This is a genomic window from Paraburkholderia caffeinilytica, from assembly GCF_003368325.1.
In the GTDB taxonomy this organism is placed as follows: Bacteria; Pseudomonadota; Gammaproteobacteria; order Burkholderiales; family Burkholderiaceae; genus Paraburkholderia; species Paraburkholderia caffeinilytica.
Map to the genome: position 1 here is coordinate 439,434 of NZ_CP031467.1, position 21,246 is coordinate 460,679.

At 60.1% G+C, this 21,246-nt stretch carries 18 protein-coding genes and 1 pseudogene; 5 read left to right on the top strand and 14 right to left on the bottom strand.

Annotation, left to right across the window (positions count from 1 at the left end):
- Position 1: 1 nt before the first annotated feature.
- Positions 2 to 1,195, bottom strand: coding sequence for an efflux RND transporter periplasmic adaptor subunit (locus DSC91_RS17910; protein ID WP_115780199.1), 1,194 nt, complete (start codon positions 1,193 to 1,195; stop codon positions 2 to 4).
- The gene (locus DSC91_RS17915; RefSeq protein WP_229758074.1) at positions 1,192 to 2,634 is read right to left on the bottom strand and encodes an efflux transporter outer membrane subunit; all 1,443 of its coding nucleotides are present in this window, start codon (positions 2,632 to 2,634) and stop codon (positions 1,192 to 1,194) included. Before DSC91_RS17915 ends, DSC91_RS17910 begins: the two co-directional genes overlap by 4 nt.
- Positions 2,635 to 2,816: 182 nt before the next feature.
- Between DSC91_RS17915 and DSC91_RS17920 the strand changes: the two genes are divergently transcribed.
- A complete protein-coding gene (locus DSC91_RS17920; RefSeq protein WP_115780201.1) occupies positions 2,817 to 3,458 on the top strand; it encodes a TetR/AcrR family transcriptional regulator in 642 nt (213 codons plus the stop codon).
- Positions 3,459 to 3,669: 211 nt separating this feature from the next.
- Here DSC91_RS17920 and DSC91_RS17925 read toward each other — a convergent pair whose 3' ends face one another.
- The 4 genes from DSC91_RS17925 to DSC91_RS17940 all read right to left on the bottom strand — a co-directional run bounded on the left by DSC91_RS17925 (position 3,670) and on the right by DSC91_RS17940 (position 7,914).
- Positions 3,670 to 4,407 (bottom strand): cupin domain-containing protein, encoded by a 738-nt coding sequence (locus DSC91_RS17925; protein ID WP_115780202.1) that lies wholly within the window; start codon positions 4,405 to 4,407, stop codon positions 3,670 to 3,672.
- A gap of 76 nt (positions 4,408 to 4,483) precedes the next feature.
- Entirely contained in the window at positions 4,484 to 6,151 is a 1,668-nt protein-coding gene (locus DSC91_RS17930; RefSeq protein WP_162831438.1) for a thiamine pyrophosphate-binding protein, read from the bottom strand.
- Positions 6,152 to 6,298: 147 nt separating this feature from the next.
- Entirely contained in the window at positions 6,299 to 7,246 is a 948-nt protein-coding gene (locus DSC91_RS17935; RefSeq protein ID WP_115780204.1) for a hypothetical protein, read from the bottom strand.
- 47 nt (positions 7,247 to 7,293) lie between these two features.
- A complete protein-coding gene (locus DSC91_RS17940) occupies positions 7,294 to 7,914 on the bottom strand; it encodes a carboxymuconolactone decarboxylase family protein (protein ID WP_208645765.1) in 621 nt (206 codons plus the stop codon).
- A 295-nt stretch (positions 7,915 to 8,209) separates the two neighbouring features.
- Here DSC91_RS17940 and DSC91_RS17945 point away from each other — a divergent pair, with 295 nt between their 5' ends.
- On the top strand, positions 8,210 to 9,202 hold the full coding sequence (locus DSC91_RS17945; RefSeq protein WP_162831439.1) for a helix-turn-helix domain-containing protein: 993 nt from the start codon (positions 8,210 to 8,212) through the stop codon (positions 9,200 to 9,202).
- Between the two features lie 142 nt (positions 9,203 to 9,344).
- Here DSC91_RS17945 and DSC91_RS17950 read toward each other — a convergent pair whose 3' ends face one another.
- Positions 9,345 to 9,842 (bottom strand): MarR family winged helix-turn-helix transcriptional regulator, encoded by a 498-nt coding sequence (locus tag DSC91_RS17950; protein ID WP_115780206.1) that lies wholly within the window; start codon positions 9,840 to 9,842, stop codon positions 9,345 to 9,347.
- A gap of 55 nt (positions 9,843 to 9,897) precedes the next feature.
- Between DSC91_RS17950 and DSC91_RS17955 the strand changes: the two genes are divergently transcribed.
- Both DSC91_RS17955 and DSC91_RS17960 read left to right on the top strand, forming a co-directional pair.
- A complete protein-coding gene (locus DSC91_RS17955; RefSeq protein WP_115780207.1) occupies positions 9,898 to 11,406 on the top strand; it encodes an FAD-dependent oxidoreductase in 1,509 nt (502 codons plus the stop codon).
- A gap of 71 nt (positions 11,407 to 11,477) precedes the next feature.
- Positions 11,478 to 12,206, top strand: a complete 729-nt coding sequence (locus tag DSC91_RS17960; protein ID WP_115780208.1) for a nitroreductase family protein — start codon at positions 11,478 to 11,480, stop codon at positions 12,204 to 12,206.
- A gap of 276 nt (positions 12,207 to 12,482) precedes the next feature.
- On the opposite strand, the pseudogene DSC91_RS17965 reads toward DSC91_RS17960, so the two are convergent.
- The 5 genes and pseudogenes from DSC91_RS17965 to guaB all read right to left on the bottom strand — a co-directional run bounded on the left by DSC91_RS17965 (position 12,483) and on the right by guaB (position 18,910).
- Positions 12,483 to 12,910, bottom strand: a pseudogene (locus tag DSC91_RS17965) (CheR family methyltransferase).
- A 490-nt stretch (positions 12,911 to 13,400) separates the two neighbouring features.
- Positions 13,401 to 14,705, bottom strand: a complete 1,305-nt coding sequence (locus DSC91_RS17975; RefSeq protein WP_115780211.1) for a tyrosine-type recombinase/integrase — start codon at positions 14,703 to 14,705, stop codon at positions 13,401 to 13,403.
- A 222-nt stretch (positions 14,706 to 14,927) separates the two neighbouring features.
- A complete protein-coding gene (gene guaA, locus DSC91_RS17980; protein WP_115780212.1) occupies positions 14,928 to 16,511 on the bottom strand; it encodes a glutamine-hydrolyzing GMP synthase in 1,584 nt (527 codons plus the stop codon).
- Positions 16,512 to 16,714: 203 nt separating this feature from the next.
- A complete protein-coding gene (locus DSC91_RS17985) occupies positions 16,715 to 17,443 on the bottom strand; it encodes a hypothetical protein (RefSeq protein WP_115780213.1) in 729 nt (242 codons plus the stop codon).
- Positions 17,444 to 17,449: 6 nt separating this feature from the next.
- On the bottom strand, positions 17,450 to 18,910 hold the full coding sequence (guaB, locus tag DSC91_RS17990) for an IMP dehydrogenase (protein WP_115780214.1): 1,461 nt from the start codon (positions 18,908 to 18,910) through the stop codon (positions 17,450 to 17,452).
- 358 nt (positions 18,911 to 19,268) lie between these two features.
- Between guaB and DSC91_RS17995 the strand changes: the two genes are divergently transcribed.
- The gene (locus DSC91_RS17995; protein ID WP_115780215.1) at positions 19,269 to 20,246 is read left to right on the top strand and encodes a DMT family transporter; all 978 of its coding nucleotides are present in this window, start codon (positions 19,269 to 19,271) and stop codon (positions 20,244 to 20,246) included.
- 164 nt (positions 20,247 to 20,410) lie between these two features.
- Here DSC91_RS17995 and DSC91_RS18000 read toward each other — a convergent pair whose 3' ends face one another.
- Positions 20,411 to 20,743 (bottom strand): RnfH family protein, encoded by a 333-nt coding sequence (locus DSC91_RS18000; protein WP_115780216.1) that lies wholly within the window; start codon positions 20,741 to 20,743, stop codon positions 20,411 to 20,413.
- A complete protein-coding gene (locus tag DSC91_RS18005; protein ID WP_115780217.1) occupies positions 20,740 to 21,177 on the bottom strand; it encodes a type II toxin-antitoxin system RatA family toxin in 438 nt (145 codons plus the stop codon). Before DSC91_RS18005 ends, DSC91_RS18000 begins: the two co-directional genes overlap by 4 nt.
- Positions 21,178 to 21,246 lie beyond the last annotated feature (69 nt).

The window sequence follows — 21,246 nt, forward strand, 5'->3', positions numbered from 1 at the left end:
TTTAGTGATCTTGCGGGACAGGTGCCGCGTCATCCGGTAGCTTCACGCTGTTGTCGACCTGCACAAGTGCGTCGTTATGGAGCTTGAGTTGCCCGGCCGTCACGACCTCATCTCCCGGCTGTAGTCCCTTCAGGATGCTGACCTGATCGCCGCGCGTTTCGCCAGTCGTCACGAACTGCTGGCGAACACGTGCCTGCGGATGGCCTTGTGCGTCCTTGCCACTCTGAACCACGTAAACGAGGCTACCGTACGGGTTGTACGCCACTGCCGTTTGAGGAACTGTCACGAGTGAGCGCGACACGCCACTTGCCACGTTTGCGGTGGCGAACATGCCCGGCAGCAGCGCGCCGTCACGATTTTCAAACGAGGCGCGTATCTGCAGCATGCGGCTCGACGTGTCGACTTTCGAATTGATCGATGTCACCTTGCCGATGAAAGTCTTGTCTGGATACGCATCCACCGCCAACGATACTGCCTGCCCGACTGCGATCTGGCCGACCGCCTGCTGCGGCAGATAGAAATCGAGGAACATGGGGTCGAGCGCCTGCAAGGTGACGACCGTTGTGCCAGCCGGCAGGTACTGGCCCACATCGACCTGTCGCACGCCAAGGCGTCCTGCGAAGGGTGCAACAAGTGTCTTCTCGCGCATCAGCGCCTGTTGAGCGGCCACTTGAGCACGCGCGACCTTCAGGTTGCTGGCATCGGTATCAACGGTTGACTGTGCCACGCCTTGCACCGCAAGCTGCTGCAGGTCGCGCTTATACGTTATCTCGCTCAGGTCGGCGTTGGACTTCAACTGCTCGAGCTTCGCAAGATCGTCGTTGGGGCGCAGGCGCAACAACACCGTTCCCGCCGCCACATCGCGGCCGGAGTCGAAGTGGATGTCATCAATGACGCCACCCGTCTCCACCGACAAATCCGCGCCCTTCGATGCACGCAACGATCCTACCGCGGCGAGCGTAGGCTGCCACGGCTGCGCGACTGCGGACGTCGTTGACACGGTCGCCTGCTGCGACTGGATGCCCGCGGTTACCTTTTTCAGCAGGTTGCCCTTGAATACGTGAAAGCCGATCAGCGCGGCGGCGAGCAGACCGACGACGAGCAGCATCACAAAGAGGCGCAGAAAGGTTCTGGGGGGCCGTTGGCGTCCCGAAGCGGGATCGGTGGTGACGGCACGCGAGGAAAGGCTGGTCATGGGTTAGACACTCCGCAACATTGCACAACTTTTGGATCGACATCGCTTCGATGCCACCAACCACCGCCCAGCGCCTGGAACAGCGCAACGGTGTCCGTGTATCGAATAGCCTGAGAGGAAATCAGTTTCAGCCGTGCGCTCGTGTCGGCCTCTTCTGCTGAAAGCACGTCGAGATATGTACCGCCGCCTGCGCTGTATTGCCCTTGCGCCACTTTCAGGCTCGCGGCCGCAGTCTTCTGTGTGGCGAGATTGGCAGCAAGCGTTTCGGCATCGCGATTGATTGCGACAAGCGCATTGGCTACATCCTGGAACGCCGAGTTGACCGTGCTGCTGTATTGGGCGGCAGCGACGTCGACGGCAGCTTCGGCAGCCCGCTTTCTTGCTTTCAAGTTACCGCCCGCGAAGACGGGTTGGGCGATGCTTCCCGCAATACTCCACACGATGCCTGCGGGATTGAACAGGTTCGACAGGCTGCTGCCGTCACGCCCATAACTTCCGGTCAACGATATCTGCGGCAGCATGTTGGCGAGCGCGACGCCCACGTTCGCGGTCGCCGAATGCAGCAAGGCAGCGTATGCCTGAACATCGGGTCTTTGCGCGACAAGACTGGATGGCAAGGAGACGGGAAGCTCATCCGGCAACGTCAGGCTCGCGAGATCGAGAGAGGGTCCTTTATATTCGCTCGGCAGTCCGCCCAGGTAGACTGCCAGTTGGTTGCGTTGTTGTTCAAGCTGCTTGTGCAAACCCGGCAACGTAGCTGTCTGTGCATCGAGCAGCGATTGCTGCTGCAGTACGTCCACCTGGCTTACGCCGCCTAACGCGAAGCGACGGCGCGTCACATCGAGGGCAGCGGTGTAGGCGCGGACTATGTCTTGCGTGGTGTCTATTTGAGCCTGCAGCGAAGCCTCACTGATCGCCGCGTTGACGACGTTGGCGACCAGCGTCAACTCGGTTGCCTCGAGTTCGAAGCGCTGGTACTCGGCTTGAGCGTTGAGCTGCTCGACTTGGCGGCGAACACCGCCAAACGCATCAAGGGTATACGACACGCTGAGTGATCCGCTGACCACGTTATAAGCCGATGGCACGGGATTTATAAGTGCGTTTCGCTCCCTTTCGCCCGACGCGCTCGCGCTGATTTGCGGAAAGAAACTCCCCTGCTCTGCACGAGTGTTCTCGCGCGCTTGGCGCAGGCTCGCCTGCGCAGCGGCAAGCGTTGGATTCGCCTTGAGCGCGCGATCGACGAGTTCGTTGATCTGGGCGGACTGGAACAATCCCCACCAATCCCCCTGGATGTCACGGCCGGTGACAAACGACTGCGATACCCCCCCTAGCGTGTCGGCAGGTAGCGTTCTGGCCGGTACAGGTTTGTCGGTGAAGCCTGGCGTCTCGGGCGCGGCCGGCGTGACGAAATTCGGCCCGACTGCGCAACCCGCGAGCAGTAGCGACCATAGCGTGCAAGAAGCAAGCGCGGCTGGCGCAGTGGCTCTGAATGTCCGGAACCTGTGATTGAAATGAAAGGTCTGGTAAAACTTCGACATAGGCGTTAGTTCCTATACTAATCGGTACACTATATCACTTACCATACTCGCTAGTACAGTATGTTAGAAAGGGAAAACCTCGCATGCCAAACCCTCCATTGGTCAACCGCACTGGTCGCCCGAAAGACCCGGCCAAACGCGCCGCGATCCTGGACGCTGCGACCGGTCTGTTCGCCATGCAGCCCTATGACACGGTCACGATGGAAGACGTAGCGGCGAAGGCCGGCGTGTCGAAGATGACCGTCTATAGTCATTTCTCGGACAAGGACGCGCTGTTTGAGAACGTCGTAAGCGGCGTGTCTGATCAGATCATGAAAGGGCTTTCAGGGGCTGACTGCGATCAGTTGCCGTTGCGTGAAAGGCTGAGCCGTATTGGCGTGGCATTTCTGACTGTCGTCATCGACATCAACGTTGCGGGATTGGTGCACCTGCTGCCCGCTGCATCGCGGGGAAATCGGGCGCTTGTCACGCGCTTCTTCAACGCCGGCCCGGCGAGGACGACAGCGGCGCTGTCGGAGATAATCAGTTCCGCAGCGGCGCGAAAGGAGTTGATAGTCGATTCGCCAACGCTGGCGGCGGAAGATCTGATGAGCTTATGGGAAGGCGGATTGCCGGCGCGCATCGTGTTCGGGCTGGTGGAGCCCTCGACGCCAGAAGAGATAGAGCGACGCGCCCGGCGGGGTACGGATGTTTTTATGCGTGCGTACGCAAACCCACGTAAGTGAAGTCAGTCCTGGCTGGCGTGAGCATCCTCCGCCAGCCGACTGCCCCCATCAACGTCTGCAACCCGCGCCGAACTAATGCCGCAAACATTTCGCGCGAGTGGACCGCCGCAAACAGCCGCTTTTCACCAAGATTCGAGAACAGGCAAGACTCGGCGCATTTCGGCGTCGTTGGCCGTGCTTACCCGTTAAACGAAATGCAGCTAAGGAATCCTTAACCATGCGCATCAGATAAAATTTCACGTAAGCCTTGGTCGTACGCGCCAGACATGAGAACGAACATCACCGTAGCGGGAGCGGACGAACGGTTCTCCCACGTGTGATTGGTCCCGCATTGCACCAGTACGTCCCCTGACCGCAGCAAAACCTCTGAATCGTCAAGTAGTAGAGTGAGCTCGCCCGAAAGAACAACGACGTAGTCAATTGTCTCCGTGCGATGCATCGTAGCGTTTCGGCCAGATGCATTGCCGGTACGACCTCCAGCGTTGCCCAGAGATTTGAACGCTTCTGAAGCGGTAGCCGAGTCCAGATTTCCAGCTCCTTCGCGGTGAGGTGGAACCTGGCTCACACGAATCACTGTGCCGCGCGCAGTCGGCAGTTGTCGCCGAGGCCCAGCCGTAGTCTCGGCCGTCTGCGCCACAATGGGCGCAGGCGTCTCGAAGGTCCGGAATATATCGCATGAAACATATCCCGGTAGCAAGGGCGTCGAGAACACAAACGGAGAAGGTCCGTCCGACAGGACGATTGACTTACCGCTCGTGTCATGCCCGGTCACAACACGTCGAACATTGAAACCTTCCTCGCCCCTTCCCTCCGGTTGAGCAGTTTGCATAGGGCTGTCGGACGGATAGCGGTCCGGCGTCAGAACGGTTGTCGAAGCGGCCGCATCGGCGGGCAATACCTCGCGGGACGAGGCTTCTGGAACGGTCTGGGAACAGTGTTGGTCGGTCATGTCTTCTCCTCTGAAATTAAACGGCTGAATTGACGCGGACGAATACGTTAAACGGATGAGCTTCTGGGCCAGGCGCTTATCCAAGCTCTTTGGGCTTTTCCCAAGGTATTGGAACGACAGCGGAGGGGTCCGTGTAGACGTCGATCAATGCCGGTCTCCCGGCAGCCAATGCATCCTTGAAAGCGCTGCGGAAGTCGGAAGCCCGTTCGACGCGGTACGCTTTCACCCCAAGCGTCTCAGCAACGGCCGCAAAATTCACACGGCCGAATTTCCAGTTCTTCTCCAACGTGGCATCTTCGTCCCAAAGGATTCTTTCCTGATTGAAACCGTGGTTGTTGTTGACCACCGTCACCGTATTGATGCCGTAACGCACCGCCGTCTCCATTTCGGCGAGGTGGTAGTAAAAGGCGCCGTCGCCAGTGAAGCAAACGACAGGTCGCATCGGATTCGCGCATTTGGCGCCGAGCGATGCTGGGAACGACCATCCGAGTGAGCCGGCCGCGCGAATCAGCGCCTGGCCAGACCGATTCAGATAGAGGTTTCGAGCCGCCCAACCTGCCGCGTGGCCGGTGTCGACTGCCACGAGCGCGCCTTCAGGAAGCGACTCGGATAACATGCTGCAAAGACGTTCTGGCCGAATCGGCGACGCGTCCGAATTCTCGTATTGAGCGGCCAGCTTGCCCCACTCCTCGCGCAACTCGGCAATGCGGTCAATCCATCCCGGGCTGCCAACAGGCCCCGCGAGTTCGACGCCGAGCTGTTCCAGCACGGCGGCGGGATCGCCGCTCAGACCCACGATCAACGGATAATTGCGGCCCAGCTCTCTCGGGTCGATGTCGATCTGTACCGCCGGCACGCCCGGCGTAGGAACTGACCATCCGCGGGTCGTCATGCTGCCTGTGCTCGAGCCAACAAACAGCACGAAGTCAGCCTCAGACACAGCGATATTTGCTGTATCGCGCGAGTAGTCTCCGACCACACCAGCGCACAGAGTGTCGCTCTCAGGTATCGCGGCCTTCGCGTCAAGCGACGTTGCCACGGGTATTCTTGCGAGCCGCGCGAACTTGAGAAGCGCCGCCTGTGCGCGTGAAGCACGGATGCCCGAACCAGCTACGATGATGGGTCGCTCAGCCTTGCGAAGCGCAGTAGCGGCTGTTCGGATATCGTCAGGAGATGCGGCGGGACGAACCGGCGGACACATGCCGTAGCGTGGCTCCGGCGGCATCACATACTCGATCTCCTCCATCAGCACCGCACCCCAGAAACCCGAAAGTTCCAGATGCACCGGCCCGGGCGAGCCGGTGGTCGCCACTCGCAACGCCTGCTGGAGAAGGTCCGGCAGCCGCTGTGCTTTTTCGACCCGAGCGCTGAACTTCGTTAGGCCAGCGTAAATCGGTCGTTGATCGATTTCCTGGTAAAAGTTGCGTTCGCGAGTGTCGGGCGTACCGCCGCCGGTCAATGCGAGTACGGGCGATTTCGCCATCAGGGCGTCGACCAGTCCAGAGGCGAGATTCGTAGCGCCAATAGCTTGAGACGCGCAGACGCCAACGCGTCCCGACTCGCGAGCGTATCCGTCGGCCATATAAGCCGCGGCCTTCTCAGAGTGTGCAACGACCGACTTTACACCGATAGCCGTCATCTCCTTGATTCCGGGCGGGATGATCATCGGCACGTTAAAGAAGTGGTCGACGCCGTATGCCGAAAACGTCTCGGCAAGAACGCGATTGCCTGTTTTCTTTGTCATAAAGATTCCTTCTGGTTGAGGGGTGGATGGGTGGTCTACGCCCGAAGCCGCCATTCGCATCGCCGCCGCTACGCAGATCATGAGATGGCATTCGCAAGAGCAAACGAGTACTTCGAGTCTTACCGGCGCGAGGGCGCGCATGCATGCCTAGAACTCCACCCGCAGCACTTTTGCCTGTCTGACTCCGTCCGGCATTGGCGCTTTAATGCCTCCATCAGTCGTTACATAAGCGACTCTTCCGTAATCCTTGGTATCGCGCCCCCATGCCACAGCCGATGGACCCACCATCAACTCCAGAATGGGTACGCCGACTACGCTCTGTCTTGGCCCTTCGTTCTCGCTGGGTGTCAGCGACAGACAATCAATTGTGTTCTCGCGGTGGGTCGTGATGTACGCAAGCCCGCGGTCTTCGTCAATGCAGAAGTCATCACCCATCATGCCGCTCCCGACCAGTTCGGGCAGGCCTTCCGGATTCAGACTGCCCGGATCGACACGGACTCGCATGAAGAGCTTCTTGGCGGTCGAGGTGTAGTACAGGTAGTTGCTCTTTGACGCGTAACGTATGCCATTCACCCCTGGTTGGTCAGGCATGGGGCCATTCGGGTCGTGCGCCATGCTTTCATGCTGAAGCCATTCGTGCACGGTCGCCGTCTTTCCGTCAGTACTCAGGTCAACGCGCCAGATCAGGCCCGCGAAGCAATCAGCGAGAAGAATGACCTTGGGTGCGATGAGGCAGCTACCATTGAGCATTCCCACAGACCGCGAAAAGTCGACGACAACCTCCGGTTCTATCGACTGACCAGGTGACCAGTTACGTAGATCGAAGCGCAGCAGACAGCCACGCGATACAACGCCCGTCGACACATAAAATACGTCGGGCTCCGCTTCGACGATGCCCATGCCCATGAGCTCGAAGGTGTAAACAAGAACCGGCTCGACAGGTTCCCCGCGAAACGGCGGTATGTACCAGAGCTGTCGATGGAACAGCACAGTCACGAGCAATGACCCGTCCTTGCGGACAGCAATGTTTTCCAGAAAATAGTTCGGGGGAAAAGAAGCAACTTCGGCAATGGTGTGGGATCTGGACGACATCATTCTCTGTGGCCCATAGATAGGTTGTTTAAGGAAAGCGCGACGGCGGCTTATTGATCGTCCAGACCCACCGCATTGGCAGGGACATCGTACGCGCGCAATGTCAGGGACACGGTCGTGAAGTACCCAATGAATGCGATCAGATCTGTAAGTCCGGGATGACCCAGCGCATCGACCGCTCTTTGATAAAGCCCTACGGGGATCAACCGAGGCTCAAGCAGAGCGGAGGTGATTTCGTAGATGATCTGCTGCCGGGCAGCTTCGAACGAAGTCGGCAACCCAGCGATCAACGCCTGCACTTTTTCAGCGGGCAGACCACCCAATAGCTCTGCCATCCACTCATGTTCATAACTGGGATAGCTCGCCATCCACTTTCCAGCGGTGAGGTTGACCGCAATTTCAATCTCCGCCTTCGACAGGGTTGACCGGTCCTGATAATGGAGACCCATATGCAGCATGACCTCAGTCAGCTTCCGGTTTCGCAACCAGATCTTGTAGGGGCCAGGCACCATGCCGCGGGACTCTGTGACAAGGTCGTAAGCCTTTCGTTCTTCATCGTCCATCTGGTCGGGCAGATGCTCCTTGAACCTCCCAAACGTTCCGAAGTGCGAATCCCTCAGTTTTTTCGCAGCCGCAATGAGTTGCTCGACTGCTTCTGGTCTGGTCGTCATTTAAGCGCCTCATGGTCTGTTGTGTCGTGTCTTGTGCCACTGACAAGCGTTGGCGGATGAATCGCGTCCGGGTTTGTGGATTATTGAGCGACCGGGCATCATCATCCTTCGGAAACGGACCACAACCTTCGATTTCCAGGCATTCAGAAAACGGGCAAGGTGCCCTCGAACATTTGGGGGCGGCTCTGGTATTTGCCCCCTCTTTCCAAGCGTGTATTGGACGCAGTACGATTTCGAATACACTCATGTGCGAGGCTCGACATCTGTCGGCAATGCCGGAGTTCAGGGCAGGCCTGTGACGTATAGCGGCGCTTTTCATCCCGAGCGCAAACGTGCTGGTTCTCGATATCAGGGCAAGGCTCACTATCAACACATGCGGCGGTGCAATATGTCGTTTGACAGTCACGGCAGGACCTCTCCCTCTGAACTGACTCGTCTGCTGCCTAGTCCTCCCCTGTTCTCGGTTGACGTTGGCAATCTGGGAGGCGCTATCATTCAGCACTACCAGCATTCGCCTGGATGCGTCACGGTGTCGCCGTTGCGAGATCATCTTCTGGTCGTGAATCTCTCCGGCCATGTGCTGATCGAGGACGGTCTGACATGTGGACGCCAGGAGCGCAGATGGGCGGGAAGCGGGCAGATGAGTCTGACACCCGCGGGCTCGGCGGGTACTCGCGTGTTCAAGGGGCGCCCGGAAGTTCTGGTCGTTCATCTGCCGCCGCAACTCCTCCAACACACCGCAATTGAAATCGGTCTCGAGGACGAACACGCGACGCTCATTCCCCGCCTGGCGGTGGCTGACGAAGTGGTCGAGCGGCTCGGGCGACTACTTCTCGCAACCGCACCCGACCCGGAGCCCGGCGCGGCGTTGATGATGGACGCGTTGATCCGGGCCCTTGTAGTTCATCTGCTGCGCAACCATTCGGTCTTGTCGCGTGAGAGAGGCCTTGTGCCGCCGTCATTGAGCGGCGGAAAACTTCAACGCGTGATCGACTACATGCGGGTACATCTAGACGAGCGCCTGCCTCTATCGATCCTCGCCGACCTGTCGGGGCTCAGTCCGTCGCAATTTGCACGGACATTTCGAACCGCCACGGGCAAGCCACCGCATGGCTACCTGCTCGATTTGCGTATAGAACGCGCCAGAAACTTGCTGGAGAACACCGATCTGCCCGTGATAGAGGTTGGAATGCGATGCGGCTTCGAACAACCCAATCACTTCGCTACGATGTTCAGAAAGATTGTCGGGCTGAGTCCGCGCGCATGGCGCGTCGCGAGGCGCGTGTGAACCGGTTGGAGTCTGTGGCAACGGTGCATCAGGAGCAGGAGCGTCGTGGACACAGGCGCTGACGCTTACGGCAACGCCGACGTTCAATCGTCACACGGCATCAAATCCTGCAAGGAAGTAACCCCGCGGTCACCGCAGTCCGTCATTCCAAGCTCGCCGTGCCAGACGACGCATCACCTTTGATGTCGTCCGCAAACTTGCGCATCAGTCGTACCAGGTCCTCTATATCCTGCTTTTCCCATGTGGCGAAAATGGACTGCCCTATCCTCGCGCGCGCCTTGTCGACCCGATCGGTCATTGCCTTGCCCTTCCTTGTCACGACAGCCTGGCGAACGCGCCGGTCGGTCGCGCTTTCCTGACGGTCGACGAGCCCAAGGCTTTCCAATTTCGCAACCTGACGACTGACGGTGGTGTAGTCGCGTCCCACGCGGTCTGCAAGCTCGACGACGCCAATGGGGCCGAGCCGCTCCACCAGCACCATCAGCGGAAACAGCGCACGGTCGAGGGAAATTCCCGCGGCCCGAACCATTGCCTCGTCGCGCTGAGGGCTGTTCACGACCCCGACAATCTCGAGTAACGCCCCGTGAAGCTCACGAAGCTGAGCGTCAATATGTGTATTTTGCACGGTTTTTGTTGACACAGAACTACCTCGTTTCTAATATGTGCATAATACACATACAAGGATCATAGTGACAATGCAATCTACGACTGACGTTCTGATTTGCGGTGCGGGTGCGGCTGGCCTCACGCTAGCAATCGATCTGGCACGAAGGGGCGTTTCATTCCGCCTGATCGAGAAGATGGACAGTCCGTTCCGCGGCTCGCGCGGCAAAGGCATTCAGCCAAGGACACAGGAAATTTTCGAGGATATCGGCATTCTCGAGAGAATCGTCGCGGCTGGCGGCCCCTACCCACCACAGCGCCGTTATCTCGACGCTTACAGCTTCACCGACTCCGATGCAGTGGAGCATCGCGCTCCGACTCCGGCGGAACCTTACCAGCGGCCGCTGATGGTGCCGCAATTCCTCACAGAAAGCGCGATGCGCGCCCGTCTGGTCGAACTGGGGCATCGTCCCGAATACGGCTGCGAACTGGTGAGCTTCGAGCAGGACGAGGATGGCGTGATCGCGCACCTGGCAGGGAAGAGCGGCAAAGAGACGCTGCGGGTTAGGTGGCTCGTCGGCGCCGACGGCGGTCGCAGTCTCGTGCGCCATACACTGGGCATCGGGTTTCCCGGGAAGACCCTTGGCGTTCGCGCCGTCGTAGCCGACGTGGTGCTGAACGGACTCACGCGCGACGTCTGGCACCGGTTCGGCGAGGACGACACGACGCGGCAGATCTCACTCTGCCCGCTCGCGGGAACCGCCATGTTCCAGATACAGGGGCCGGTCCCGTCAGACGGCGATATCGACGTTTCCACAGAAGGCCTGAACGCGCTGGTGGCGGAACGTACAGGCCGCGACGATATCCAGATTCAATCCGTGTCATGGTCGTCTGTCTACACCATGAATGCGCGGCTGGCCGATCGTTACCGCGTTGACCGCGTGTTCCTCGTGGGGGATGCCGCCCACATTCATCCACCGACTGGTGGTCAGGGCCTTAATACAAGTGCACAGGATGCTTACAACCTTGGCTGGAAGCTGGCTGCGGTCGTCAACGGAGCGCCCGACTGGTTGCTCGACAGCTACGAAGAGGAACGCCGGCCGATCGCCGCCGCGATGCTAAATCTGTCGACCAAGCTTTTGAGCGCCCAGAAGCGCGGCGAGATGCAGCGTGGGCGCGAGGTGCATCAGCTCGATATCGGCTACCCCGAATCCCCTTTGACGCTAAATAGACCGGAACGTGTGAGGCGCCGGAGCGCCGGCGACCGCGCCCCGGATGCGCCGGTTTTGGACGCCGCTGGCCAGCCGACGAGGCTTTTCGATCTGTTCCGAGGGACCCATTGGACCTTGCTTGGCTACGAGGTCGAGCGCGAATCGGTGCAGCCTCATGCAGATCTACATATCCATATCTTCGGCGCGATGGGCGACGTGTTCGATGACAGAGGTCACTTCCAGGACGCGTACGACCTCACTGTCGGCGATTGGGTGTTGGTGCGTCCCGATGGGTACATTGCTGCGATAGTCACCGACGCGGACGTCGAAACGCTAGAGGCTTACCTTGCAAGGACAGGACTCGATCTAGCGCCTGCCGTTCATGATTAGTGCAATTTCGACTTGTCACACACCGATGATCGTCTACACCTGACATACCCTTCGACCTCACAATTTGCCTCATGAGCTCATCAGATCAATTGCACACTTGGTCCCAATTCCAGACGGCGAATCGCTATCGCCGGGCAATTCGCGATTTCGACTCGACCCCGATCGCGAGCGACGACGTGTACGCTCTGCTCGCTGAAGCCGCACTAGCGCCTTCCAGCGGCAACCTGCAGCCCTACGAGTTCCACTGGATTCGAGATCCTTCCTTGAAAGCGAGCGTTGCATCGGCATGCAATAGGCAGAAGGCCGCGAACTCGGCGACCGAGCTTATTGTCGTTGTAGCCAGTCCCGAATTGGGAAAGCAAACGGCCACGGCACGACTAAAGCACGTCGAGGGCTCTTCGGTGCTCGAGCCAAAGTCGAAGGACTATTACCGCAACCAGATCACGAAATTCAACAAGATCCTCGGATTCGGCTCTTCGGCATTGTGGACACCACTCCTCTTCGTTGCGACGCTCATCCGTCCGAGCTTGTCACTGCTTCCCGTCGGCAACATTGGCAGTCGTCATTGGGCTGCCCGCAATGCGATTTTCGCTGCGCAAACCTTAATGCTCGGAGCAGCAGCAAAGGGAATCGACTCATGTCCGATGGAAGGTTTTTCCGCCCCGAAAGTCGCCGAGCTTCTCGGACTTCCACGTGGGTCTGTAATCCCCATTGTTGTGGCGCTCGGGTACCGTGCGACGGATGCAAGAATTGAAGAGCGGTGGCGTCGTCCGCTGGAAAGCGTAGTGATATGTCGATAACACTAATCTGCTGACGGACTTAAGAGTGCGTGCCAGCAGAATCGCGCAAGTTCGATGTCGTTCATCTTGGGTGATCCTAAACAACATTTAAGTTCCGCAGTTCTGTGATTCCGGTGGTAGAGAAGCCGAGCTGCAAGCATCGCATCGGTATGTTTCCCAGGCTCTGGCGCGGGGTCGAGATCTTCGCCGGCGTACGCTTAGGTGCCACCGGCTGCGCGATCATGGGTAGCGCCTGCCCGTTCGCCGTGACCGCCTCATGCACGACGCGAAGATGCTTCACCTGCCTCTCGACAAAAAAAGCGCATTTATCGGGCTAGGGCACTGTCCTCCAAGGTCTCCATGATCTCGTCGCCGGCTGTGACCGGAGCAGGTTGCGGCTCGACACGAAATCAAGATGCGAGAACGGCGGATCGCGCAGCGCCTTGTTGACGACGTAGGAACCACGCTCGAGCGTAAAAAAACGCCGCAAGCGCGAGGCGGGATGTCGGTCAGAATCGACTCTGGGTAGCTGCCAGTGCGCGCGACTTCTATCGCCTGCTGGTCAAGGTCCGTTGCAAATATCTGAAGCTTCGGTAACTCGTCGCCCCCCGATTTACGCTCGCGGAACAGCATGCAAGCGAGTAGGCCTCTTCATACGTGGAACATCCTGCCGCCCACACGCGAATGGGATCAGACTCCACCTTGCTTGCAATGACAGCCGGCACGACTTCGCGCTCGCGGCCTCGAACGCCTCACGGTCACGAAAGAAGTTCGTCACGCCAATCAGCATGTCGCGGCACAGCGCGCCCGTTTCTTCTGGATGCGGTTCAACAAAGCGTCGAGATCTGGCCTTTTTTAGAGATCTTAAGGTCAGTCGATCGGCCCTGCATTCGACTCAACGGGGAAGCGATGCGCTGGTCCGCCTTGTTACATCTTGGCGTATTTGTTCACCATCCTCGAATGCTGTGCAAGTTGTGTGTGACCAAGCGAAGTCGCCACAACCCGAGATGGATTCGGGGCTCTCTCGCGCCATGGCAAATTCCGCTCCATTCCCGTGAGAGCCGTGGGAGCAAAACCCGACCCAAACGAAAAAGGCCGTACAAGCAGTGCCTGTAAGGCCTTGATTTCTTTGGTCGGGGCGAGCGAGAGGATTTGAAGCTCTTACCACCTGCACCCCATGCAACTCGCTGCGATGTCAGCTATTGGGAGCAACGACTACTCTATCGAGTTCACGAAACTTCTGGTCGGTCGTACCCTTGCGCCGTTATCTGTTTCAGGGTTCTTTACTATCCACCCGTCGAGCATATCAGCCCATGTCTGTAGCATCCCCCTTCGCTGCTCGGCATATTCGGCCTTGTTGTATACGGAGCGCACCCCACGTTGTTCGTGTGCCAGACATTTTTCTATCCAGTCGCTGTTGAACCCGGCTTCATGCAGTTGCGTACTCGCCGTTCTCCGCAGGTCGTGAACCGAGAAGGATTCGAAGTCCGGTGTCCCACTCTCTCGGATCAGTCTGACCGTGCTGTCAATGACGCGGTTAAGCGTGGCCGCACTTATTGGCAATTCAATCTCATAGCGACCTGGATGCAAATACGAACTGGCTCCAAAACATGTTTTGAAGGTAACCAGAATGTCTAGGGCCTGCTGGCTTAGATAGACGTTGTGCGCACGCCCCGCTTTCATCCGGTCCTTCGGAATCGTCCAGATCGCCGCATCGAAGTCCACTTCATTCCAATTGGCGAGGATAAATTCCGACTTTCGCACCAACGTCAACAGCATGAACTTGATGGCCAGACGCAGCGTTGGAAGCGTGGGCGTGCGCTCCAGGGCATTGAAAAACAAGTGGATTTCCGCAGGTGTCAGTGCCCGGTCCCGCGGCTTGAAGGTGGCGATAGCGGAGGGGCGTATGTCCTCTGCCGGATTGGCCACCTTCAGCCCTCTCGCCTGCACAAAACGATAGACCTGGAGGACGATATCGCGTGCCTGAACGGCGGGCGCAGCCGCGCCCCGCTCCTTGATCTTCTCACACCTCATCAGGAGTCTTGATGGATTGATCTCTTCGAGCTTCAGCCGCCCGAACTCCGCTGCAAGATTCCGGTCGTAGACGGACTTCCTCATCGCGCGGGTCGACTCCGCGAGCGTGGCTTCCGCAAAATATTTTTCGGCCCACGCCCCGAACGTCATCGCTTCGGCCGCTTCCAGACGCTTTTCAACCTTGCTTCTCGACGGACTGACGCCCTGTTCAACTTCCCGACGAGCACGTTCAAGGAGCAGCCTTGCTTCCGCAAGACGCACCGACATGCCAAAGGAAAGTTCGTCGGCAGCGCGTGCGCCGCGTGCTGGCAGCCCGGGATCGTAGCGGCCAATGACCAGGGTCTCCCGGCGCCCGTTCAGACGATAGTCGAAGCGGAAACTCACCGCTCCGGACGAGGTAACCGCCACGTACAGGCCGCGCTGGTCAGCGACCTTGTATATCCTGCCGGTCGGCTTGAGCGCCCGCAATTCGAGGTCCGTAAGCATGCAATACTCCGTGAACTGATACCGTGTTTGATACCGTCACGCGCCGTGACGGTATCAAAATGGATCGTCTGCAGAGAAAGATGCTATACCGTCGCTCATACCGTCGGCGACGTAGCGCTGCCGACGGACGGCAGCGGACCAAAATAGTCGATAAACCCTTGTTTTTGTATGGGAAACTAGGGAATCGCCGGACCTCTGCAGACCACTGCAGAGGATCCTAAATTACTCCCACTCGATCGTTGCCGGCGGCTTCCCCGAGATGTCATAGACAACCCGGTTAATCCCACGCACTTCATTGATGATGCGGTTCGACACATGCCCCAGCAACTCGTGCGGCAGATGCGCCCAATGCGCCGTCATGAAGTCAAGCGTCTGCACAGCGCGCAGCGCAACGACATACTCGTAAGTCCGGCCGTCGCCCATCACGCCCACGCTCTTCACCGGCAGGAACACCGCGAACGCCTGGCTCGTCAGGTCGTACCACGACTTGCCGGTTTCCTTGTCGATAAACGTGCGCAGCGTCTCGATGAAAATCGCGTCCGCGCGACGCAGCAAATCGGCGAAATCGCGGCGCACTTCGCCGAGAATCCGCACGCCCAGACCCGGACCCGGGAACGGGTGGCGATACACCATTGCCGGCGGCAAGCCGAGCTTCACGCCGAGTTCGCGCACTTCGTCCTTGAACAGTTCGCGCAGCGGCTCGAGCAGTTTCAGATTCAGCGTCTCAGGCAGGCCGCCCACGTTGTGGTGGCTCTTGATAGTCTGCGTCGCCTTCTTGCCCTTGCCAGCCGATTCGATCACGTCCGGATAGATCGTGCCTTGCGCCAGCCACTTTGCATCGGTCAGCTTGTTGGCTTCGGTCTGGAACACTTCGACGAATTCCGCGCCGATGATCTTGCGCTTCGCTTCCGGATCGGTCACGCCGGCCAGCTTCGACAGGAATACTTCGCTCGCGTCGACGTGGATCACCTTGACGCCGAGGCTCTCAGCGAAGGTGGCCATTACCTGCTCGGCTTCGTTCAAACGCAGCAAGCCGTGATCGACGAACACGCAAGTCAGCTGGTCGCCGATCGCGCGATGCAGCAGCGCCGCCGCCACCGACGAATCCACGCCGCCCGACAAGCCCAGAATCACGTGTTCCTTGCCGACCTGCTCGCGGATCTTCGCGACGGCTTCGTCGATGTAGTGGCCCATTTCCCAGTCGGGATTCGCGCCGCAAATCTGCAGCACGAAGCGTTCGAGCATCGCGCGGCCCTGCACGGTGTGCGTCACTTCCGGGTGCCATTGCAGGCCGTAGAAATGGCGTTGTTCGTCGGCCATCGCCGCGATCGGGCACGATTCCGTCGATGCCATCAGCTGGAAGCCCGGCGGCATTTCCAGCACCTTGTCGCCGTGGCTCATCCACACCTTCAGCATGCCGTGACCTTCCGGCGTGGTGAAATCGCTGATGCCTTCGAGCAGGCTCGTATGGTTGCGCGCACGCACTTCGGCGTAGCCGAACTCGCGCAGGTGGCCGATATCGACCTTGCCGCCGAGCTGCTCGGCCATCGCCTGCATGCCGTAGCAAATGCCCAGCACGGGCACGCCGAGTTCGAACACCGCCTGCGGCACACGCGGCGCATCCGTTTCGGTCACCGAACTCGGGCCGCCGGAGAGAATCACGCCCTTCGGCGCGAAATCGCGAATGAACGACGCGTCGACGTCGTGGGGATGAATTTCCGAATACACGTTGGCTTCGCGAACGCGACGTGCAATCAGTTGGGTGACTTGCGAACCGAAGTCGAGGATCAGGATCTTGTCATGCATGGCAGCGGACGGAGTCAAAAGTGAACGGATACGGGATGCCGCGCGTGAGGCGCGGCGTTGAATTCAAAGCAGTCCACGTGAGAACGATCGGACATGAAGCGTGGCGATGAAGCGCGCTGGACCGTTCAACACCGCAGGCACTTGCCTGCGAGGCACGCGAACGGAATCCGGTTGCTTCGGCAGGCGTTCTGGCGCTCGGCGCGTCAGCCATGAAACGGCGGCCGGGGCGCACCGGGTGCGTCGGCAGCGGAGTTGCGGGCTTCGTCGCGCGCGGCTTCGGCCTCGGCCCGTGCGGCGCGTTCAGACGCCGTCAGACCCGGTTCGTCGACCGACGGGTAGGCCGGCGCAGCCGAAACTGGACTGACAGGCCGAGTGACCGGCATGACAGGCTCGACTACCGGTTCGGCGCGATAGGCTGGAAAGTTTGCCGTCACGCGACCGGAGTCGCGTTTGTTGGCAGCATCTTTAGCGGCATCTTTTGCAGCCTGCTTGTCGGCGCGCTCTGCGGTAGCGGCTTCAGCCAGCCGCAGCTTTTCACGCCGCCGCACCGCGCCCGACAGGCGCACACCGCCCAAACCAATCACCAGCAGCACCACACCGGTCAGCACCGCGATGATCTGCCCGAAGCCGGTCAGCGCCGGCGTATGCAGCCCGAGCAGCCAGACCAGCATCAGCACGCCGGTCAGCCAGTTCACATGACCGACGACCTTGGCGACCGTCGACGTAAGCGAACCGTCGATAGACGCATGCAAGGCCAGCCAGGCCAGCCCGATCAGCGCCACGCCAAACCCCTGGCCGACCAGAGCCGGCTGGGTTTGCACCAGAAGCAGCGCGTTGTACAACGAGGTCCAGGGCGTCAGCAGAAACAGCAGGCCAAACGCAAGCAGCAACAGTGCATCGAGGATGAGTACAGCGCGCAGCAATGGCTTCATTGGCGTTTAGTCCACGTGGTAGTTGGGCGCTTCCTTGGTGATCTGAACATCATGCACATGCGACTCACGCAAGCCCGCACCCGTGATCTGCACGAACTCGGCCTTGTCGTTCATCTCCGCGATCGTGCGGCAGCCACAGTAGCCCATGCTGGCGCGCACACCGCCGATCAGCTGGAACAGGATCGCGTTGACCGAGCCCTTGTAGGCGACGCGGCCTTCGATACCTTCCGGCACCAGCTTGTCGATGTTCGCGGAGTTGTCCTGGAAGTAGCGGTCCGCGGCGCCGTCTTTCATCGCGCCGACCGAGCCCATGCCACGGTACGACTTGTACTGACGGCCCTGATACAGGAACACGTCGCCCGGCGCTTCTTCGGTGCCGGCGAACATGCTGCCCATCATCACGGAATTCGCACCCGCTGCCAGCGCCTTGCTGATGTCGCCGGAGAAACGCACGCCGCCGTCGGCGATGACCGGCACGCCGGTGCCCTTCAGCGCTTCCGACACGTTCGAGATCGCGGTGACCTGCGGCACGCCCACGCCGGCGACGATCCGCGTCGTGCAGATCGAGCCCGGGCCGATACCGACCTTCACGCCGTCCGCGCCGTATTCGACGAGCGCCTTGGCCGCCGCAGCGGTAGCGATGTTGCCGCCGATCACTTCGACATGCGGGAACTTCTGCTTGACCCACTTGACGCGCTCGAGCACGCCCTTGCTGTGGCCGTGCGCCGTATCGACGACGATCACGTCGACGCCCGCTTGCACCAGCAGCTCGACGCGTTCTTCGTTGTCTTCGCCCACGCCGACCGCCGCGCCCGCGCGCAGCTTGCCGTGTTCGTCCTTACACGCGTCCGGGTGTTCCGTTTGCTTGGTGATGTCTTTTACCGTCATCAGGCCGCGCAGTTCGAATGCGTCGTTGATGACCAGCACGCGCTCGAGGCGGTGGCTATGCATCAGCGCCTTGGCTTCGGCGAGCGGCGTGCCTTCCTTGACGGTGACGAGGCGCTCGCGCGGCGTCATGATGTTGCGCACCGGCTCGTCCAGGCGCTCTTCGAAACGCAAGTCACGGTTCGTGACGATACCGATCAGTTGCGAACCTTCGACGACCGGGAAGCCCGAAATGCCATGCTGGCGCGACAGCGCGATGACGTCGCGCACCTTCATTTGCGGCGGCACCGTGATCGGATCGCGCACGACGCCCGATTCGAAGCGCTTGACCTTGGCAACTTCACGCGCCTGTTCGGCCGGCGTGAGATTCTTGTGGATGATGCCCACGCCACCCATTTGCGCCATCGCGATCGCGAGACGGGCTTCGGTGACGGTGTCCATGGCGGCGGACACGAGCGGCATGTTCAGGGAGATGTTGCGGGTCAGCCGGGTCTTGAGGCTGGTGTCGCGCGGCAGAACATCAGAAAAGGCCGGGACGAGGAGCACGTCATCGAACGTGAGTGCTGTTTGGATCAGACGCATGGCAAATCCTATAGGCGCAAAAGCGAATTATACGCGATACCTCCCTGGTTTTCACTGCACTAACAGCAGCTTAGCGAATTTCAGGGGATTTTTTTCATGACTTTGCGCCCGTCGATTTCGCTTCCACGTTCACCTTGGGTTCGATCCGGTTTCGTTTGCGCGTTGGGGCGCACGGGCGCGCCACCCGGGTCGGTCGCGGGAAATCCGGGGGGCTTTCGCGCCGCCGGACCGTCGCGCGGAAATTAAAAGGCGCCTGAACACAACGAATAAAACCGCTGGAATGCAGAATCAAACAAGACACCCTGCCCGCCCACCGGCTATTCTGCCGACCATTCCAGTTTTCTTGCAGGGGCAGTCGATGCAGCGCGGCGTGGCATATGGAGTAATGGCCGGGGCCTTGTGGGGCATGGTGTTTCTGGTGCCGCGCGTGCTGCCCGATTTTTCGCCGCTGCTGCTGAGCGCGGGCCGCTACACGATGTACGGCATCGTCTCGCTGGCCGCCGCGCTGCCGATAGCGCGCTCGCTCGTCAAACGCCTGACCCGCAGAGATCTCGGGGCGCTGGTCAAACTGGCGCTGGCCGGCAACCTGCTCTACTACCTGCTGCTGACCGCAGCCGTCCATATGATCGGCATCGCGCCGGCCTCGCTGATCGTCGGCGTACTGCCGGTCACGGTGACGCTGCTCGGCCGGCGCGATCATGGCGCCGTGCCGCTCGCCCGCCTCGCATGGCCGCTTTCGCTAGTGGTGGCCGGCATCGCCTGCATCAACATCGACGTCTTCACGGTAGCGGACAGCACGCCCGTGAGTATCGCGACCAAGCTCATCGGCCTCGCCTGCGCGATCGGCGCGCTCGCCTGCTGGACCTGGTTCGCGGTCGAAAACGCCCGCTACCTGCGGCGTCAGACGCATTTCAACGGCAACGAGTGGTCGGTGCTGTGGGGCGTGGTGACTGGCGCACTCGGTGCGGCGCTGTGGCTGGTGGTCGCCGTCATGCCCTCTGGCAGCCTGCAGGCGCCGCTCGGCGACGAGCGCTGGCACAGCTTCTGGATGCTGAATCTGGGCCTCGCAGTGGGCGCGTCGTGGCTCGGCAACGGGCTGTGGAATGCCGCCTCGAAGCGGCTGCCGCTCACGCTGTCCGGCCAGATGATCGTGTTCGAAACGCTATTCGCGCTGCTCTACGCGTTCGTCTATGACCAGCGCCTGCCGCGCCCGCTGGAAACTGCGGCGATCCTGCTGCTGGTGGCGGGGGTGTGCTGGTCGGTGCGCCAGCATGCGGACGACGATACGTCCGGCGCGACATCGATTGAGGAGAAGGCGCAGCCTTCGGTGCATTGAGACACGGCACGGCTTTGGACGCCTTGGCGGGAGACGCGGCGGGCGCAGTGCATCGACGTGCGGCATTCCCCTTAGCGGCGGTGACTGAGACGTGGCCGGGATCAGCTCGCCCACGCCGGCCATCGCGTGCCGGCTGCAATGGCTGCAATGGCTGCAAAACGATCCTAGCGCGAATCCTTGTTCTGCCAGCGGCGCCCTTCGATCGAGCCCGCCTTGCGGGTTTTCTCGACGCGCCGTTGGCGCGACAGCTTCGGATCCACCAGCAGCGGCCGATAAATCTCGACGCGATCGTGGTCGGCGAGCACCGTGTCCAGTGGCTTGAGCTTGCCGAACACGCCGACCTTCTGGCTACCCAGATCGATCTGCGGATAACGCTGCAAGATGCCGCTCTCGTCTATCGCCTGCTGCAACGTGGCGCCTTCCGGCAAGTCCACGGCAATCAGCGCCTGCTCATTGGCAAGCGCATAGCAGACTTCAATCGACAAGCGCGCGCTCATGCCTTACCGTAGCGCTGATCGGCGCGCTTCACGAACGATTCGACGAAGGTGTTGGCAATGTGGCTGAACACCGGCCCAATGATCTTCTCGAGGATGATGTTGGTGAATTCGTAGTGCAACGCGAATTCGATCTTGCAGGCGTCGGCCCGCAGCGGCGTAAAGCGCCAGAAACCGGTGAACTTGCGAAATGGGCCGTCCGCGAATTCCATATCGATACGCGTGGGCCGCTCCATGGTGTTATGCGTGGCGAAATGCTGCTTGATGCCCTTGAAGTTGATATCGATCTTCGCCTCCATGCCGGTTTCGTCCTGCCGGCGGATTTCGACGCCCCCGCACCAAGGCAGGAAGTTGGGGTAATCGGCGACGTCGGTGACGAGGTCGAACATCTGTTCCGCCGAATGGCGAATCAACACGGTTTTCTGGACATCTGCCATAAATTGAACAGCGCGTGGCAAGGGTGGACAAGCGCCGCGGGCTTTCCTTGCCCCGCTTTGCTAAAATCG

What these genes read in the sequence shown, in the direction of transcription:
- DSC91_RS17910 (WP_115780199.1), bottom strand. Translation starts at nt 1,195, where the DNA reads ATGACCAGCCTTTCCTCGCGTGCCGTCACCACCGATCCCGCTTCGGGA.
- DSC91_RS17920 (WP_115780201.1), top strand. Translation starts at nt 2,817, where the DNA reads ATGCCAAACCCTCCATTGGTCAACCGCACTGGTCGCCCGAAAGACCCG.
- DSC91_RS17925 (WP_115780202.1), bottom strand. Translation starts at nt 4,407, where the DNA reads ATGACCGACCAACACTGTTCCCAGACCGTTCCAGAAGCCTCGTCCCGC.
- DSC91_RS17930 (WP_162831438.1), bottom strand. Translation starts at nt 6,151, where the DNA reads ATGACAAAGAAAACAGGCAATCGCGTTCTTGCCGAGACGTTTTCGGCA.
- DSC91_RS17935 (WP_115780204.1), bottom strand. Translation starts at nt 7,246, where the DNA reads ATGATGTCGTCCAGATCCCACACCATTGCCGAAGTTGCTTCTTTTCCC.
- DSC91_RS17940 (WP_208645765.1), bottom strand. Translation starts at nt 7,914, where the DNA reads ATGACGACCAGACCAGAAGCAGTCGAGCAACTCATTGCGGCTGCGAAA.
- DSC91_RS17955 (WP_115780207.1), top strand. Translation starts at nt 9,898, where the DNA reads ATGCAATCTACGACTGACGTTCTGATTTGCGGTGCGGGTGCGGCTGGC.
- DSC91_RS17960 (WP_115780208.1), top strand. Translation starts at nt 11,478, where the DNA reads ATGAGCTCATCAGATCAATTGCACACTTGGTCCCAATTCCAGACGGCG.
- DSC91_RS17975 (WP_115780211.1), bottom strand. Translation starts at nt 14,705, where the DNA reads ATGCTTACGGACCTCGAATTGCGGGCGCTCAAGCCGACCGGCAGGATA.
- guaA (WP_115780212.1), bottom strand. Translation starts at nt 16,511, where the DNA reads ATGCATGACAAGATCCTGATCCTCGACTTCGGTTCGCAAGTCACCCAA.
- DSC91_RS17985 (WP_115780213.1), bottom strand. Translation starts at nt 17,443, where the DNA reads ATGAAGCCATTGCTGCGCGCTGTACTCATCCTCGATGCACTGTTGCTG.
- guaB (WP_115780214.1), bottom strand. Translation starts at nt 18,910, where the DNA reads ATGCGTCTGATCCAAACAGCACTCACGTTCGATGACGTGCTCCTCGTC.
- DSC91_RS17995 (WP_115780215.1), top strand. Translation starts at nt 19,269, where the DNA reads ATGCAGCGCGGCGTGGCATATGGAGTAATGGCCGGGGCCTTGTGGGGC.
- DSC91_RS18000 (WP_115780216.1), bottom strand. Translation starts at nt 20,743, where the DNA reads ATGAGCGCGCGCTTGTCGATTGAAGTCTGCTATGCGCTTGCCAATGAG.
- DSC91_RS18005 (WP_115780217.1), bottom strand. Translation starts at nt 21,177, where the DNA reads ATGGCAGATGTCCAGAAAACCGTGTTGATTCGCCATTCGGCGGAACAG.